At 64.1% G+C, this 16,525-nt stretch carries 13 protein-coding genes, 1 tRNA gene and 1 pseudogene; 3 read left to right on the forward strand and 12 right to left on the reverse strand.

Annotated elements, in window-relative coordinates; genetic code table 11:
• Nucleotides 1-26: 26 nt before the first annotated feature.
• Nucleotides 27-1,241, reverse strand: a complete 1,215-nt coding sequence (locus ACVW16_RS21540; protein WP_456701133.1) for a CaiB/BaiF CoA transferase family protein — start codon at nt 1,239-1,241, stop codon at nt 27-29.
• A complete protein-coding gene (locus tag ACVW16_RS21545; protein WP_456736334.1) occupies nt 1,238-2,173 on the reverse strand; it encodes a hydroxymethylglutaryl-CoA lyase in 936 nt (311 codons plus the stop codon). The genes ACVW16_RS21540 and ACVW16_RS21545 overlap by 4 nt, the downstream gene beginning before the upstream one ends.
• Between ACVW16_RS21545 and ACVW16_RS21550 the strand changes: the two genes are divergently transcribed.
• Nucleotides 2,150-3,169 carry a GntR family transcriptional regulator gene (locus ACVW16_RS21550; RefSeq protein WP_456736333.1) on the forward strand — a complete coding sequence of 340 codons (1,020 nt, stop codon included), beginning with the start codon at nt 2,150-2,152 and terminating at the stop codon, nt 3,167-3,169. The genes ACVW16_RS21545 and ACVW16_RS21550 overlap by 24 nt on opposite strands.
• 546 nt (nt 3,170-3,715) lie before the next feature.
• Here the strand turns inward: ACVW16_RS21550 and ACVW16_RS21555 are convergent.
• Nucleotides 3,716-3,800 (reverse strand) — tRNA-Leu (locus tag ACVW16_RS21555).
• Nucleotides 3,801-3,957: 157 nt separating this feature from the next.
• On the opposite strand from ACVW16_RS21555, the gene ACVW16_RS21560 reads away from it, so the two are divergent.
• On the forward strand, nt 3,958-4,500 hold the full coding sequence (locus ACVW16_RS21560) for a disulfide bond formation protein B (RefSeq protein WP_456736332.1): 543 nt from the start codon (nt 3,958-3,960) through the stop codon (nt 4,498-4,500).
• Here ACVW16_RS21560 and ACVW16_RS21565 read toward each other — a convergent pair whose 3' ends face one another.
• From ACVW16_RS21565 to ACVW16_RS21575, 3 genes are read right to left on the reverse strand one after another with little or no spacing between them, the layout of a single operon-like run.
• Entirely contained in the window at nt 4,501-5,232 is a 732-nt protein-coding gene (locus ACVW16_RS21565; RefSeq protein WP_456701137.1) for an ABC transporter ATP-binding protein, read from the reverse strand.
• On the reverse strand, nt 5,229-6,998 hold the full coding sequence (locus ACVW16_RS21570) for a branched-chain amino acid ABC transporter ATP-binding protein/permease (RefSeq protein ID WP_456701138.1): 1,770 nt from the start codon (nt 6,996-6,998) through the stop codon (nt 5,229-5,231). Before ACVW16_RS21570 ends, ACVW16_RS21565 begins: the two co-directional genes overlap by 4 nt.
• 7 nt (nt 6,999-7,005) lie before the next feature.
• Nucleotides 7,006-8,046 (reverse strand): branched-chain amino acid ABC transporter permease, encoded by a 1,041-nt coding sequence (locus ACVW16_RS21575; RefSeq protein WP_456736331.1) that lies wholly within the window; start codon nt 8,044-8,046, stop codon nt 7,006-7,008.
• Between the two features lie 177 nt (nt 8,047-8,223).
• Here ACVW16_RS21575 and ACVW16_RS21580 point away from each other — a divergent pair, with 177 nt between their 5' ends.
• Nucleotides 8,224-8,745 carry a MarR family winged helix-turn-helix transcriptional regulator gene (locus ACVW16_RS21580; protein WP_456701140.1) on the forward strand — a complete coding sequence of 174 codons (522 nt, stop codon included), beginning with the start codon at nt 8,224-8,226 and terminating at the stop codon, nt 8,743-8,745.
• Between the two features lie 315 nt (nt 8,746-9,060).
• Here ACVW16_RS21580 and ACVW16_RS21585 read toward each other — a convergent pair.
• The 6 genes and pseudogenes from ACVW16_RS21585 to ACVW16_RS21610 all read right to left on the reverse strand — a co-directional run bounded on the left by ACVW16_RS21585 (nt 9,061) and on the right by ACVW16_RS21610 (nt 16,519).
• Nucleotides 9,061-10,345 (reverse strand): annotated as a pseudogene (locus ACVW16_RS21585) (glycerate kinase type-2 family protein).
• Nucleotides 10,346-10,546: 201 nt separating this feature from the next.
• Nucleotides 10,547-11,776 carry an ABC transporter substrate-binding protein gene (locus tag ACVW16_RS21590; RefSeq protein WP_456701142.1) on the reverse strand — a complete coding sequence of 410 codons (1,230 nt, stop codon included), beginning with the start codon at nt 11,774-11,776 and terminating at the stop codon, nt 10,547-10,549.
• 225 nt (nt 11,777-12,001) lie between these two features.
• A complete protein-coding gene (locus tag ACVW16_RS21595; protein WP_456736329.1) occupies nt 12,002-13,228 on the reverse strand; it encodes an ABC transporter substrate-binding protein in 1,227 nt (408 codons plus the stop codon).
• A 119-nt stretch (nt 13,229-13,347) separates the two neighbouring features.
• Nucleotides 13,348-14,577, reverse strand: a complete 1,230-nt coding sequence (locus ACVW16_RS21600; RefSeq protein ID WP_456701144.1) for an ABC transporter substrate-binding protein — start codon at nt 14,575-14,577, stop codon at nt 13,348-13,350.
• A 41-nt stretch (nt 14,578-14,618) separates the two neighbouring features.
• Nucleotides 14,619-15,638 (reverse strand): branched-chain amino acid ABC transporter permease, encoded by a 1,020-nt coding sequence (locus ACVW16_RS21605; protein ID WP_456736328.1) that lies wholly within the window; start codon nt 15,636-15,638, stop codon nt 14,619-14,621.
• Nucleotides 15,639-15,640: 2 nt separating this feature from the next.
• Nucleotides 15,641-16,519: a branched-chain amino acid ABC transporter permease gene (locus ACVW16_RS21610; RefSeq protein WP_456736327.1), complete on the reverse strand. Its 879-nt coding sequence runs from the start codon at nt 16,517-16,519 to the stop codon at nt 15,641-15,643.
• Nucleotides 16,520-16,525 lie beyond the last annotated feature (6 nt).

Below are 16,525 nucleotides of genomic sequence, written 5' to 3' on the forward strand. Positions count from 1 at the left end.
GTTCTTGTTGAGCCGGGCCGGCCGGATCAGGACGGCGCAACCTTGATCGTGCCCTGCTTGCGCAGCGCTTCGATCTCATCCGGCGACATGCCGATCTCGCTGAGGATCTCGCTGCTGTGCTCGCCGATCCCGGGAGGATCATAGCGATTGGGCAGACGCATTCCGTCCATGGAAACCGGCAACAGCGGCGTCTTGGCATCGCGGCCGTCAGGAAGCCGAATGTCGGTCAGACCACCCGACCGGTTGAGATGCGGATCGTCGAAGAGATCGCCGGGCTTGTTCACCGGGGCGTAAGGCAGATCGAGCTGCTCGAGCCGCGCGGCGAGATCGGCCTTGTCCCATTGCTTGAATATCTCAGCGATCTCCGGGATCAGCCAGTTGCGATGATCGACGCGGCCGTTGCTGGTCGCAAAGCGGGGATCGGAGAGCCAGGCTTCGCGACCGAAGGCGCGGCAGAACGCCTCCCACTGCTCTTCACCGACGATGGTGACGAACAGTTTCGAGCCATCCCTGGTGTCGAAGAGGTCGTAAACCGGCCACGGGCTGTCCTTGATCGAATATGGAACGGACGGCTGGCCGCTGACCACCTCGCACATCATCGCCTGCGCCATCAGGAAGACGTTGTTCTCATAAAGGGCGCTCTGGATGTAGCGGCCCCGTCCGGTGCGCTGCCGCTCGGCGAGCGCAGCCTGGATCGCGATCACCCCGAACATGCCGCCCATGACGTCGTTGACGGAAGCGCCCGCGCGCATCGGCCTGTCGGGCAAACCGGTCATGTAGGCGAGGCCGCCCATCATCTGCACGACTTCGTCGAGCGCGAGACGGTTCTCGTAAGGCCCGGGCAGATAGCCCTTGAGCGAGCAATAGATCAGGCGCGGTGCAAAGGTCGCGACGCTCTCGTAGTCGAGGCCGATCCGCTTCAACAGGCCTGGCCGGAAGTTCTCGATCAGGACGTCGCTGCTGGCAATCAGCCTGCGTGCGATGTCCTGGCCCTGCGCGCTTGATGTGTCCAACGCGATGCTGCGCTTGTTGCGGCTGTAGGTCGCAAAGAAGCCGGCCGCAGGCCCCTTGAAGGTGCGGGTGCGGTCGCCCTTGGGCGGTTCGACCTTGATCACGTCGGCACCGAGGTCGGCGAGGATCAGCCCGCAGCTCGGCCCCATAACCATCTGGCTGAACTCGATCACGCGAAGGCCGGCCAACGGTCGAAGCTCAGATGCCGTCTCACGCGCAGCCATGGTCATGCCGCCCTCCGCAGGACCTTGGGAATTCCGGCCTCGTGCAGATGGCCGGTCAGATGGTTCGCCGGAATGTGGCGGGCGAGAATCTCGCGCGTCCGCATCAGGCGGTCGAGGTCGATGCCGGTGGAGAGCCCCATACGCTCCAGCATGAACACCAGATCCTCGGTGACGATGTTGCCGCGCGCGCCCGGCGCGAACGGGCAGCCGCCGAGGCCCGACACCGCGGCATCGAATCGGCGTATGCCGGCTTCGAGGCCGGCGACGGCATTGGCAAGGCCCGCGCCGAGCGTGTCGTGCAGATGCAGCCGCAGCGACATTTGCTTTCCGACCTCACGCTGCACGGCGGCGACGATCTGCCGGATCGATGTGGGCGTCGCATAACCGACGGTGTCGGCAAGCCCGATCTCGTCGGCGCGGGCCTCCGCGAAGGCGCGCGCGACCCGGCATACGGCGGCTTCGCTCACCTCGCCCTCCAGCGAGCAGCCGAACGCGGTGGAGATCGCGCCCACCAGTTGCGGCCGCTGACCCACCGGGCGAGCATCGATCACGGTACGCACCGCGCGAAAGCCCTCGATCTGCTCGTCGATCGTGCGGCGCACATTGGCGCGGTTGTGCGTCTCGCTGGCCGAAATCACGAAATAGATGGCGTTGACGCCGGCCGAGATGGCGCGTTCGGCGCCCTTCACGTTGGGCGCCAGTGCGCCGATCGTCGCGGCATCGTGAGTGAGCGCATGCGCCATCACCGCATCGACGTCGGCGAATTGCGGCACGACCTTCGGCGGCACGAAAGAGCCGGCATCGATCTCGGGCACGCCGGCGGCCGCGATCACATCGATCAGCGCACACTTGGCTTCCGTCGGAACGAAGACGGCCAGGTTCTGCAGGCCGTCACGCGGAGCGACTTCGCAGATGTGGACGTCGGGCGCGCGCGCCATCGGGCTCTCCCTGCTCGATTGTATATTGTTGCGTTAAAGAACAATCCATGGGACAGTCTGTCAAGCCCTAAAACTGCGTGCAGTGCAATGACGGCCACCCAGAGTTCCCGACGTTCCCACGGCAAAGCCGGTTCCGAGCGCGCCGAGCACGTCGCCGGCCTGATCATGGCGCTCGCCCGTCGCGACGGCATGAAGGCCGGCGATCGCCTGATCGAGCAGAGGCTGGCGGATGCGCTCGACCTGTCCCGCGCGCCGATCCGGCTCGGGCTGAAGGCACTGGAAGCCGCAGGCCTTGCGCGCGGCGAGCCGCATCGCGGCTTCGTGCTGGCGAAGAATCCGACCAGCGGCGCGGCCCAGCCGGCGCTCGCGGCGGTCAGACGCGGCGAACAGATTTACGCGAGCATTGCCGGCGACGTTCTGACGCGGCGGCTCTCGGCCGACGTCACCGAGGCAGAGTTGATGCGCCGGTATGATCTGAGCCGGGCCGATCTGCAGCGTTTGCTCGATCGCATCGCGGCCGAGGGGTGGATCGCGCGCTTGCCGGGCTATGGCTGGCGTTTTGCGGAGTCAGTGTCGAGCCCGGCCGCGCAGGCGCAGGCGATGGCCTTTCGCGTGGTGATCGAGCCGGCGGCGATGGCGCAGCCGGGCTACGCACTATCGTATGAGGTGATCGCGCGGCTGCGGGAGCGGCAACAGCGGGTCCTCGACGGCGAATTCGAGAAGATGACCATCGGCGAGGTTTACCAGTCGGGCTGCGATTTCCACGAGGAGATCATCCGCGGTGCCGGCAATCCCTTCTTCCTCGAAGCGCTCAAGCGCGTGAACTCGATCCGCCGCTTGTTCGCCTATCGCAGCTTCGCCGACCGTGAAGGCATGCGCCGACACGTGCGCGAGCACCTGCGCTTGCTCGACCTGTTGGAAGGGCGCCACTTTCCGGAAGCAGCTGAGCTGATGACGCGGCACTTGCAGCGCCCGCTAGTCGAAGGCCTGTCTTGATGATCTTCGCGCCGCTGGGAAACTATTGATCCAAGCTGCCATGGGTCAACACACGATCACCAACCGACGTCAGCACTGATGGAGAAGCTTATGCGTCGAATCCCAGTCGCGATTTCGTTGCTTGCGCTCACAGGGGGCCATAAGCCCTGGAATCTCGACAGGGCACACCGAGCCCTCCCTGCTTCCGATCGGAGCGAGGGTCGGGGATTTGGACCTTTCACCTGTTTATCGTTGGTCCGACTCTCTGCCAGAGCGACCGGGGCTCATGCCGCGCAAGGAGACGGGGCCAGCACAGCCCGAACAACAAGCGCAGGTCTTGCCAACGGATCCTCTCATCGTTCCGGTGGGCCGTCTGCTCGATTTCGTCGTTCGGAATAAGAGAAATCAGCTGCGATCTCTGATTCTCAAGGCCACAAAAATACCAACAAATCGGACGGCGTGGGGCCAGTGTTTCGCTCGTGTCTTCAATGAGTCTTGGAGATTTTCCGAAAAAGATGGAAATCCAACCAATGGTTTAGGTTGCTGATAACATTAGCAATTTTTTCTTGGTGCCCCTGGCCGGAATCGAACCAGCACTCCTTGCGGAACTCGATTTTGAGTCGAGCGCGTCTACCAGTTCCGCCACAGGGGCCCTCGGTCGGCCCCTCCGATGGAGGGCGTCGCGAAGCCGGCGGACTATAGCCATGGGGAAGACGGGGTCAACCCGCGCCAAAGTGATACCCGATGTTCTCGACAGGGGCTTGGGTCGGGGCTAGAGCCTTGAAGCCAGCCCCACCTGAAGAGGCCCCGTGACGACCCAGAGTGCCGCAATGCCCGCGTTTCGCCCCGCTGTCGGCGGCCCGGCGCTGACCGCCGCGCTGGCCGTGACCGTGATCGCGGCTGCGACGATCGCGGGGGCCTGGTTTTTTCAGCTCGTTCTGGGGATCGTGCCCTGTCCGCTCTGCCTCGAGCAGCGCTACGCCTATTACCTCGCGATCCCGCTCGGGGCGCTCATGGTGCTGGCGGCGCGGGGCGGGGCGCCGCGGCCGCTGCTGCTGGCCGGGCTCGCGATCCTCGCGCTGGCAACGCTCGCCAATGCCGGGCTCGGCACTTACCATTCCGGCGTCGAATGGGGGTTCTGGAAAGGGCCAACCGATTGCTCCGGTCCGATCGTCAATCTCGGCAGCGCCGGCGACCTGCTGTCGCGGCTCGACACCGTCAAGGTGGTGCGCTGCGACGAGGTGCAGTGGCGCTTCCTTGGCCTCTCGCTTGCCGGCTACAATGTGCTGATCTCGCTAGCGATGGCCGCGATCGCGGCCTGGGGCTTCGTGCGGACGGCGCGGCGCGCCTAGCTAGATGGCGCTCGCGCCTTCGTGCTCGAAACCGAGATAGCTTGCCGCCACCCGTTCGTTCGCCGCGATATCGCTCGCCTTGCCGCTGAGCACGAACTCGCCGAGCTCCATCACATAGGCCTGGTCGGCGATCTTCAGCGCTGCCTGGGCATTCTGCTCGACAAGCAGCACGGAGACGCCGCTGGCCTTTAGCTCGGTGACGATGCGGAAAATGTCGGCGACGATGATCGGCGCGAGGCCGAGGCTCGGCTCATCCAGCATCAGCAGCTTCGGTTCGCCCATCAGCGCGCGGCCCATCGCAAGCATCTGCTGCTCGCCGCCGGACAAGGTGCCGGCGAGCTGTTTGCGGCGCTCCTTGAGGCGCGGAAACAGCGTGTAGATCCGCTCGATCGAGCCCCGCGCCCTGCTCCGCTCGATGCGGAAAGCACCTAACTCGAGATTGTCCTCGACATTCATGGTCACGAACAATTCGCGGTGCTCAGGGACCAGGCCGAGGCCCATCGCGACGCGATCCTCGATGTCGAGCCGGGCCAAATCCTGGCCGGCAAAGTTGACGCGACCCTTGAGCGGGAGGATGCCCATGATGGCCGATAGCAGCGTGGTCTTGCCCGCGCCGTTGGCGCCGACGATGGTGACGATCTCTCTCGCGCCGACTTCGAGCGCAACCGAGCGCACCGCTTCGACCTTGCCGTAGGCGACATGCGCGTCGGTGACCGATAACAGCGCGCTCATGCCGCCACTCCGAGATAGGCCTTGATCACTTCGGGATTGGTCTTGATCGTGGCGGGCGTTCCTTCCGCTATCTTGGTGCCGAAATCCAGCACCACGATGCGGTCGGCGAGGTTCATCACGAAGCCCATGTCGTGCTCGACCAAAAGGACGCTCATGCCGCCGTCGCGCAGATCGCGCAGCAGCTTCGCAAGCTGTTGCTTCTCCATGTGACGCAGGCCGGCTGCCGGCTCGTCGAGCAGCAGCAGCATCGGGTCGACGCACAACGCGCGCGCGATCTCGACGATGCGCTGCTGGCCGAGCGAAAGGCTGCCTGCAAGCTGATGCATCTGCTCCGCGAGACCCACGCGCTCGATCTGGCGGGCGGCCTCCGCCAGCAGTTTGGCTTCATCGGCGCGGTCGAGCCGCAGCATCGCGGCGAGCGGCCCGGAATGACCGCGAAGATGCGCACCGATCGCGACATTCTCCAGCACGGTCATGTCGGGCACGAGCTTGACGTGCTGGAAGGTCCTGCTGATGCCGAGCTTGACGATCTCCTGCGGTGGCGCGCGGTCCACCCTTTTGCCGAGCACCGAGATCGAGCCCGAGGTCGCCGACAGCACGCCGGTGATCAGGTTGAAGGTCGTGCTCTTGCCGGCACCGTTCGGTCCGATCAGGGCGACGATCTCGCGGGCCTGGACGTCGAACGAAACATTGTTGACCGCGACCACGCCGCCGAACTGTTTCCGCGCTTTTTCGACTTGGAGCAACACGCTGCCCTCGGCCCGCGAGCGGGTGCGCTGTTCGAGTTTCAGCGAGGTGTCAGGCTTCTTGCCGCCCCTGCGTTCGGGCAGCAGCGACATCAGCCACGGCCACACCCCGCCGGGCGCGAGCTGGAGCAGGGCCACCAGCATGATGCCGAACACGATGGTCTCGACTTGGCCGGAGCCGGGCAGGATCAGGGGCAGATAGCTCTGCAGCACCTCTTTCAGGATGACCACGATCGCTGCGCCCAGCACGCCGCCCCAGACATAGCCGGCGCCGCCGACGACCGCGATGAACAGATATTCAATGCCGGCCTGCGCGCCGAACGGCGTCGGGTTCACCGCGCGCTGGAGGTGGGCATAGAGCCAGCCGGAGAGGCCGGCGAGCACGGCGGCGTGGATGAACACCAGCATTTTTGCGCGCGGGGTCTGCACGCCGAACGCTTCCGCCGCGACATGCCCGCGCCGCAGCGCGCGAATGGCGCGGCCGGTGCGGGAGTCCAGCAGGTTCATGGTGACCAGCGCCGAGAGGATCACAGCGACCCAGATCGCAAAGTAGATCGAGGCGGGATCGAGCATCCTGAACGAGCCGATCGACAGCGGCGGGATCGCCGAGATGCCGTCGTTGCGTCCCAGGAATCCGAGCTTGCTGAAGAGGTAGAACAGGCCAAGCCCCCAGGCCAGAGTGCCGAGCGGCAGATAATGCCCGGAGAGGCGCACCGTGATCAGACCGAGCAGCACCGCGAGCAGCCCGCTGACCACGAGCGACAGCGGCAGCGTCAGCCAGGGCGACAGCCCGTAAGCGGTCGTGAGCAGCGCCGTGGTGTAGGCGCCGAAGCCGACAAAAGCCGCCTGGCCGAACGAGGTGAGGCCACCGACGCCGGTGAGCAGCACGAGGCCCATCGCGACCAGCGCGGAAAGACCGATATTGTCGAGCAGCACGATCCAGAACGGTGGCATGCCCGGAACGAACGGAATCGCCGCCATAACGAGTGCGAAGACGAGGATGGGAAGCCGGCTCTGCATGTTGGTGTCAGTCCTTCTCTTCCTCGACCGCAGGCGCCGCGAGCGAGCGCAGCAGCAGCACGGGGATCAGGAGCATGAACACGATCACCTCCTTGTAGTTGGAAGCATAGAAGGACGAGAACGCCTCGACGATGCCGACGAACAGCGCCGCGACGGCAGTCAGCGGATAGCTGACGAGACCGCCGATGATCGCGGCCACAAAGCCCTTCAACCCGATCAGGAAGCCGCTGTCATAGTAGAGCGTCGTAATCGGCACGATCATGATGCCGGACAGTGCGCCGATGACGGACGCCAGCAGGAAGGCGATCTGGCCCGATAGCGTGGTGCGGATGCCGGCCAGCCGCGCCCCTAACCGGTTGACGGCGGTGGCGCGCAGCGCCTTGCCGTAAAGCGTCAGGCCGAAGAACAGCCAGAGGCCGACGATGAAGGCGACGGTGATGCCGTAGACCGTGATGCTCTGGCCGGTGAAGCGCAGCGAGCCCGCGGTGAAGGCGCCGGAGAGCACGGCCGGTCCGCGCTGGCCCTCGGCGCCGAAGAACAAGAGCCCCAGCCCTTGCATCGCCAGATGGACGCCGACCGAGGCGATCAGCAGCACCAGCACCGAAGTGTGCGCCAGCGGCTGGAACGCGATGCGGTAGAGATAGAGGCCGATCATCGCCACGATCACCAGCGACAGTGCGATGCAGACCGCGACCGGCGGCTTCTGGGCGGCGAAGTAGATCGTCAGCCCCAACACGATCGCCGGCAGCACGATGTTGGCGAGCACGCTGCGCAGGATCAGCCGGCCATGTAGCGCCCTGCGCGCGACGAACAGGTCGAAGGCGCAGGCACCTATGCCCATGGCCAGCGCCAGCTTGGCCGTGCCCGGCATCTGGCCCGACGCCAGCGAGGCATAGGTCAGCGCGCCATAGGTGACGAACTCGCCCTGGGGGATGAGGATGACGCGGGTGACGGCGAACACGAGCACCAGCGCCAGGCCGAGCAGCGCATAGATCGCGCCATTGGTGATGCCGTCCTGTAGCAGGAACAGCATGATGGTGGTGTTCAAGACCGGACGCTCCCCCTCGAAGATTGGGGACCCGTCTCCGCGCTTGCGGTGGATGGTCCCTCACAGCCATTGAAATACGCTGACGATATTTGATATGATCCATAACAATTATCGAATATAACATCAAGGGTGGGAAACGACCCGTCCCGAATTTAGCGGGATTGCGAGCATGAGGCGATGACCGTTTCGAAAAGCGCTGAGAAGTCCTCCGAAAAACCCGGCGAGGCCACCAAAGGCCGTAAGGATGCGCCCGAGGGCCTGCCCGAAGCCCTCCAGCTGGGCGAGCTCTCCGAACAGCTCGGCTACGTGCTGAAACGGGCGCAGCTCAAGGTATTCGAGAATTTCCTGCGCTGCATGGCCTCGCTCCAGCTCACGCCGGCGCAGTTCTCGGTGCTGTTGCTGGTCGAGAAGAACCCGGGCCGGAACCAGACCGAGATCGCCTCCACCCTCGGTATCCTCAGGCCGAATTTCGTCGCCATGCTCGACAATCTCGAGAGCCGCGACCTCTGCGCCCGGATCCGCTCCACCAACGACCGGCGTTCGCACATCCTGGTGCTGACCGATAAGGGCAAGGCGGTCCTGACGCGCGCCAAGAAGCTCGTCGCCACCAAGCACGAGTCGCGGCTCAACGAGCTGCTCGGGCAAGCCAACCGCGAAGCGCTGCTGCACATGCTGTCGAAGATCGCCAACGAATTTTGAGGGTTACGCCGCTGCGAACCGGTCGGCCAGTGCAGGCGTCTCCGCGGAGAGGAAGCGGCGCACGCGAGCAGCTCGCCGAGCGCGAGCGGATCGAGGTCTGCCACGTCCTGGTCGCTCTCAGCCATGCGCGGTGTCCCCGAACGCGCATTAGGGCAGGCGACGGTGAAATGAGCCCCATCATTTGTCCAAACACCGGGCTTGCCGCGCGAGCTTACAGGCGGCGCGGCCAGCCGCCAGATCCGCGGCCTGCGGCGTGGATTCAGAGATCGCTCACCATGGCGACGCCTGGGACTCAACCGGGGCAGGCGGCAGGTATCAGTCGACCAGGATCACCCTGATGTCGTTCACATTGGTCAGCGTCGGGCCGGGCATCAGCAGATCGCCGGTCACCTCGAAGAACGTCGTCGCGTCATTGTTGTCGAGATAGGCTTGTGGCTGAAGTCCCTCCGCCTCCATCCTGGCGAAGGTCGCCGCGTCGATCAGCGCACCGGCGGGGTCGGTGGGGTTGCCCGCGCCGCCGTCCGCGCCGTCGGTGTCGCCGGCAAGCGCCGAGATGTCGGGCGTATTCTTCAACAGTGAGGCCAGCGCCAGCGCGTATTCCTGGTTTGGGCCGCCGCGGCCATTGCCTCGCACGGTCACCGTGAGCTCGCCGCCGGACAGGATCGCGGCGCGCTTGCCCTGCGCACGGGCGGCAAGCGCGAGCCTGGCGTGATCGGCGGCGACCTCGCGGGCCTCGCCCTCGAGATCGGCGCCGAGATCGATGGTCTCATAGCCCGCGTCCTTGGCGAGCTTCACCGCAGCGTCGAGCGATTGCTTGGGCCGCGCGATCAATTCGAAATGCGCGCGGGCAAAGGCGGCGTCGCCGGGTTTGCAACTTTCATTGGCGGGATCGTCGAGCGCGCGCCGTACGGCATCGTCGATGGCGAGCTTGTACTTTGCAACGATCGCGCGTGCGTCGGCCAGCGAGGTCGGATCGGGCACGGTGGGACCCGAGGCAATCGCGGAGGGATCGTCGTGCGGCACATCGGAGATCGCCAGCGTCACGATCTCGGCGGCATTCTTGCCGGCGCGCGCCAGCCGCCCGCCCTTGATGCGCGAGAGATGCTTTCGCACGACATTCATTCTCGCCGATCGGCGCGCCCGAGCGCAGCAGCGCCTTGTTGACCGCCTGCTTCTGCGCAAAGCTGATCCCATCGACCGGCGCGATCCAGTTCGCCGAGCCGCCCCCGGTGAGCAGCACCAGCAGCAGATCGTCAGGACCGGCTTCGCCTGCGAGCGCGAGCGTGTCGGCCGCCCCCTTCAGGCCGGCCTCATCGGGCACCGGATGGCCGGCTTCGACGATTCGGATGCGGCGGGTCGGCGCGCCGTAGCCGTGGCGCGTGGTGGCGATGCCGACGAGGCGCTCCGGAGCCAGCTTGAGGGCATCGAGATAGTGCCGTTCCGCGGCGGCGGCCATCGCGGCGGCGCCCTTGCCGGCGGCAAGGCAGATCACCCGGCCCTTCGGAGCGGGGCGCAGATGCGGCGCCAGGATCGTATTCGGATGGGCCGCGGCAACGGCGGCGTCGTAGAGCGCGCGGAGCAAGGGACGTCGGTCGGTCATGACGATGGCCTTCGGCAAACTCGTGAGCAGACTAGAGCTGTGGCGAGAACGTCGCCATTCCCCTGCCTAGCGCATCGGACGCGAAAGGGTAAGCTTGCTTTACCATCATTCGGTTGTGCAATCGCGTGATGATAATCGGCATGCAGCAAAACCCCCTGCGATCGTCTCGCAGGGGGGCTGCTTCTCTGCGCGTCGGAGCGGCTAGCCGCCGACGTCGGCGCTGATCACGTCGCCGAACAGATCCCACTTCTCGCCCTTGAACTTCTCGAGCTGAAGCTGGCTGATCGGCGCAAAGTCGGTCGGCGAGGTGTTGATCTGGATACCGGGCAGCAGCACCTCGGTGCGGAAGTTCTTCAGGCTGGCGGCCTGTTTCATGACGTTCGCGCGGGTGAGATCGTCGCCGCACTGCTTCAACACCTGGACCAGGGTCTGCGCCACGCCGTAGCCGACGATGGTGCCGTGGTCGAGCTTGTCGCCTTCGGGGAAGTATTTGGTCATGAAAGCGAGAAATTCCTTCATGCCGGGGTCGTTGTTCCACTGCGGATCCGAGACGTCTTTCAGATAGTCGGCGGAGATGATGTCCTGCGCATTCTCGAAGCCCGCGGGCTTGAGCACGCTGCCGACGGAGCCGGAGACGTTGTTGAGGAAATGCAGCGGCTTCCAGCCGACCTCCGCCACCTTCTTGATCGCCTGCGCCGCGAATTTCGGCGTCGTGATGTTCATGAACACGTCGGCGCCGGTCGACTTCAGCTTGACGATGTGGCTGTCGATGGTCGGCTCGGTGGTCTCGTAGCTTTCCTCCGCAACGATCATCGAGGACGCCTTGGAGCCGAGGCCGTCTTTCAGGCCCTTGAGATAGTCCTTGCCGTAATCGTCGTTCTGGTAGAGCACGGCGATCTTGGCGTCGGGCTTGTTCTTCAAAAGCCATTTCGCGTAGATCTGCGTCTCGCTCTGGTAATTGGGTTGCCAGCCCATCGTCCAAGGGAAATTCTGCGGATCGTTCCACTTGGTGGCGCCGGTGGCGACGAACAGTTGCGGTACCTTCTTGGTGTTCATGTATTTGTGGATCGCCGAGTTCGACGGCGTGCCGAGCGAATTGAAGATCAACAGCACTTCGTCGCTTTCGACCAGCTTGCGCGCTTGCTCGACTGCCTTCGGCGGCGAGTAGGCGTCATCGTAGGAGATGAAGTTGATCTTGCGGCCGTTGATGCCGCCCTCGTCGTTGATCTTCTTGAAATAGGCGGCTTCGGTCCGTCCGATGATGCCGTAGGCGGAGGCCGGTCCGCTGTAGGGCATGATGTTGCCGATCTTGATCTCGCTATCGGTCGCGCCGGTATCGTATTTCTTCTGGGCGGACGCGATGGAGGTCGAGGCCGCAATGAGCGCGAGCGCCAGTGACGCGGCCGCAAGCTTGCCGGTGACAGCGGGCATTCCAATCTCCCTTTTCCTTGGTGTGTGCGCTCCTTTTCTTGGCTTCATTGTTCTTGAGCCGCGCGAGGCCAATTCAATACGATTTGGCTTGGGCCTTCAACAGAAAGCCCCCCGCGAGGTCGTCGCAGGGGTTGCGTCTTTAGTAGTCAGGAGCGCCTGTGCAACTGCGAGAAGGGTGGGACCTTCCTGGTTGCTTCACATCCATCGAGCCATTCTGAGTTGCCGTTAACGACCGGGCTCGCTCGAAATGACGTCGCCGAACAATTCCCAGGCCTTGCCCTTGAACCGCATCATCTGAAGCTGCTCGATCGGCGCGAAATCGTCGGGCGCGGTGTTGATCTTGATGCCGGGAAGCAGCGTGTCTGGCGCGAAATCGTGCAGGCTCGCGGCCTGCTTCATGACGTTGTCGCGGGTCAGATTGTCGCCGCACATCTGCAGCACCTTCACCATGGTCTGTGCGGCGGCGTAACCGAACACCACGCCGGCGTCGAGCTTGTTGGCCTTCGGATCGTACTGCGCGACGAAGTCGTAGAACTTCCTCATGCCGTCATCCGCATTCCATTGCGGGTCGGAGCCGTCCTTGATGTAGCTCGCCGACAAGATGCCCTGCGAGATCTCGAAGCCCGCGGGCTCGATCACTCCCCCGACCGACGCAGACACGTTCGAGATGATGTGGACGGGGTGCCAGTTGATCTCGGCCGCCTTCTTGATCGCCTGCGCGGCGAATTTCGGCGTGGTGACGCTGATGAACACGTCGGCGCCCGCGGCCTTCAGCTTCACGATGTGCTCGTCGATCGCGGGCTCCGATGTGTCGTAAGCCTCCTCGAGCACGATCATCGACGCCTTGGCGCCGAGGCCGTCCTTCAGCCCGCTCAGATAGTCCTTGCCGAAATCATCGTTCTGGTAGAGCACGCCGATCTTTGCGTCCGGCTTCTCCGTCATGATGTACTTGGCGTAGACCTTCGCCTCGCTCGCGTAGCTCGGCTGCCAGCCCATCGTCCAGGGATATTGCTTCGGGTCGTTCCACTTCGAGGCGCCGCTCGCCACGAACAATTGCGGCACCTTCTTCTCGTTCATGTATTTGCGGATGGCGCCGTTGGTCGAGGTGCCGAGCGAGCCGAAGATCAAGAGCACATTGTCGCTCTCGACCAGCTTGCGGGCCTGCTCCACCGTCTTCGGCGGCGAGTACCCATCATCGTACGTGATAAATTTGACCTTGCGGCCGTTGATGCCGCCCTCGGCATTGATCTTGTTGAAATAGGCTTCCTCGGCCTTGCCGATCGCGCCGTAAGCGGAGGCTGGTCCGCTATAGGGCATGATGTTGCCGATCTTGATCTCGGTATCCGAGGCGCCGTTGTCGTAGGCTTTCTGCGCCAGGGCGGGATTGCCCATCGCAGTGCACAACGCGAATGCGGCCGAAAACGCCGCAACCTGAAATCGAACGACGCTCATCGCTCTCCCACCTCACCTGGATCGGCGCCGCATTGAACAAGATTGATCCGTGACGTCAACAAAAAGCCCCCACGATCGCTCGTGGGGGCCTCGTCAGTTTGGACCATTGCGACGACGCGTTATTCCGGAGCGACGTCGCCGTTCATGATGTCGCCGAACTGTTCCCACTTCTCGCCCTTGAAACGCTGCATCTGCAGCTGGCTGATCGGGGCGAAGTCGTTCGGACCGGTGTTGATCTTGACCCCGGGCAGGAGCGTGTCCGGCGTGAAGTCCTTCAGGCTCGCCGCCTGCTTCATCAGATTGGCGCGGGTGAGATCGTCCCCGCACTGTTCCAATGCCTTGACCAGCGTCTGAGCGGCGCCGTAGCCATAGACGACGCTGGAGTCGGTCTTGTCGGCGCCGGGCATGTACTTGTCGAGGAACTCGACCCACTTCTTCATGCCGGCATCGTCGGCCCAGCGCGGATCGGCGCCGTCCTTGGCGTAAGCCGCCGACAGCACGTCCTGCGAGGCTTCGAAGCCCGCAGGCTTCATCACGCTGCCGACCGAAGCCGACACGTTGGTGATGATCTGGAGCGGCTTCCAGCCGAGCTCGGCGGTCTTCTTGATGGTCTGGGCGCCGAACTTCGGCGTCGTGTAGATCAAGAGCACGTCGGGATTGGCGGCCTTGATCTTGACAATGTGGCCGTCGATCGACGGCTCGGAGACCTCATAGCTCTCTTCCATGATGATCATGGACGAGGCTTTGGCGCCAAAGCCGTCCTTGGTGCCCTTGAGGTAGTCTTTGCCGAAATCGTCGTTCTGATAGAGGATCGCGACCTTGGCGTCGGGCTTCTCCTTCATCAGCCACTTCGCGTAGATCTGCGCTTCGCTCTGGTAGGACGGCTGCCAGCCCATGGTCCAGGGAAAGTGCTTCGGGTCGTTCCACTTGGTCGCGCCGGTGGCGACGAACAGCTGCGGCACCTTCTTGGCGTTCAGATATTTCTGGATCGCGGTGTTGGAGGGCGTGCCCAGCGGGTTGAACACGGCGAGTACCTCGTCGCTTTCGACCAGCTTGCGGACCTGCTCGACCGCCTTCGGCGGTGAATAGCCGTCATCATAGGTGACGTAGACGATCTTGCGGCCGTTGATGCCGCCCTTGTCGTTGATCATCTTGAAATAGGCTTCTTCGGTCTTGCCGATGATGCCGTAGGCCGACGCCGGACCGCTGTACGGCATGATGTTGCCGATCTTGATCTCGGTATCACTCGCGCCGGTGTCGTAGGTCTTCTGAGCGAATGCTGCGCCGGAGGTGAGGGTCGCGAGCGCCGTTACAAGTGCGGCGGTTCGCAGTGTTCTTCCGAAAGGCAATTGGGTCTCCTTGGTTAGACAAACAGTGTTGACGAGCGTTTTCAGCTTTTTCTGAGCCGTCCGGCGAGTTGCTGGCCCATGATCGCGAGTTGCCTTGCCCCGTGCGGCACGAGGTAGATGACGAGGAACAGGAGCACGCCGAACACGGCGCCGGAGAGGCCCTTGGAAATGCCCTCCGCGATGTTGGGCACGAAGATGATGAAGGCGGCGCCGATGATCGAGCCGGGCAGCCAGCCGACGCCGCCGACGACCATGCCCAGGAACAGCTGGATCGCGAGCGTGATGGTGAAGCTGTCGGGCGCGACGAACTGCACCGCGATCGCGCTGAGGCCACCGGCGACGCCGGTGATGCCGGCCGAGACGCCGAAGGCGAGCGTCTTGTACAGCGCGACGTTGACGCCCATGGCCGAGGCCGCGATCTCGTTGTCGCGGATCGCCATGAAGGCGCGGCCCGAGCGGGAGCGCAGCAGGTTGACCGAGAAAATGTAGATCGCGAGCACGACGACGAGCGTAAAATAGTACAGCCACATGTCCTGCGACATCTTCAGGCCGAACGGCGCGTCGGGCTTGGTGACGACGAGGCCTTGCACGCCGCCGGTCCAGGGCTCGAGGAAGTTCAGCTTGAGGAGCTGCGGCATCGCAGTGGCGAGCGCGAAGGTGGCAAGCGCGAGATACACGCCGGAAAGCCGCAGCGCCGGCTGGCCGAACAGGAAACCCGCGCCAAAGCACAGCACGCCAGCGACCGGCAGGCACAGGAAGTACGGGATGTTGAATTGCTCCATCATGACCGCGGTGATGTAGGCGCCGATGCCGTAGAACGCGCTTTGGCCGAGCGAGAACTGGCCGCTTCCGCCGGTCAGGATGTTCAACGCCAGCACGGCGAGGCCGAGATAGAGCAGCTGGGTCAGCTGGAAGATCACGAAGTTCTTCGCAAACATGGGAACGACGAGGAGCAGCAGCAGCACCACCACGGAGGTGCCCGTGCCCAGCGTCATGGCCCGTTTCGGAACAGCCTCGACTGCCTCGTTGCCTTGGGCGGCGACTTCTTCTGCGGCGCTCATGATCAAACTCGCTTGACGATGTGCCGGCCGAACAGGCCAGCGGGTTTGACGACCAGGACGGAGATGATCAGCGCGAGCGCGATCGGGAGCTTCAGCTCATTGCCGACGCCGGGGATATAGGTGCCGGCGAGGTTCTCGAAGATGCCGACCAGGAAGCCGCCGACCACGGCGCCGAAGGGGCTGGTCAGTCCGCCGAGCACGGCTGCGGCGAAGCCGTAGATCAGCACGCCGCCCATCATGTTGGGCTCGAGGAACACGACAGGCGCAATCAGCATGCCGGCGATCGCGCCGATCGCGGTGGCCATGCCCCAGCCGAGCGCGATCATCCAGCTCGTGTTGATGCCGACGAGGCGGGCCGATTCAGGCACGGAGGCGGCCGCGCGCATCGCAAGGCCGATCCTGGTGTACTGGAAGAAGAAATACAGACCGAGCAGCAGCAGCACGGTGACGCCGATCATGCCGGCCTGGTGGGTCGAGATCAGCTGGCTGCCCAGGAACGGCGCGGAGCCGAACGGGGTCGGATATTGCTTGATGGTGAAGTCCCAGATCAGGCCGGCCGACGAGTTGATGATCGCGAACAGCGCGATGAAGCCGGCGACGTTGGTCAAGACAGGCGCTTTCGCCAGCGGCTTGAACAGGATGCGCTCGATGGCGATGCCGGCGACGAAGGAGAAGAGCAGCGTGATCAGGAAGGCGCCCCAATAGGGCACGCCCCACTGCATCAGCTGCCAGGAGATGAAGGTCGAGAACATCGCCATCTCGCCTTGCGCGAAGTTGAGATGGTCGATGGCCTGGTAGATCATGACGACCGCGAGCGCCATGCAGGCGTAGATCGCGCCCGTGGCAATGCCGGCCAGGACCTGGTTGGTAAACAGTTCCATCGTGCC

It is taken from the genome of Bradyrhizobium sp. USDA 4474 (assembly GCF_054057515.1).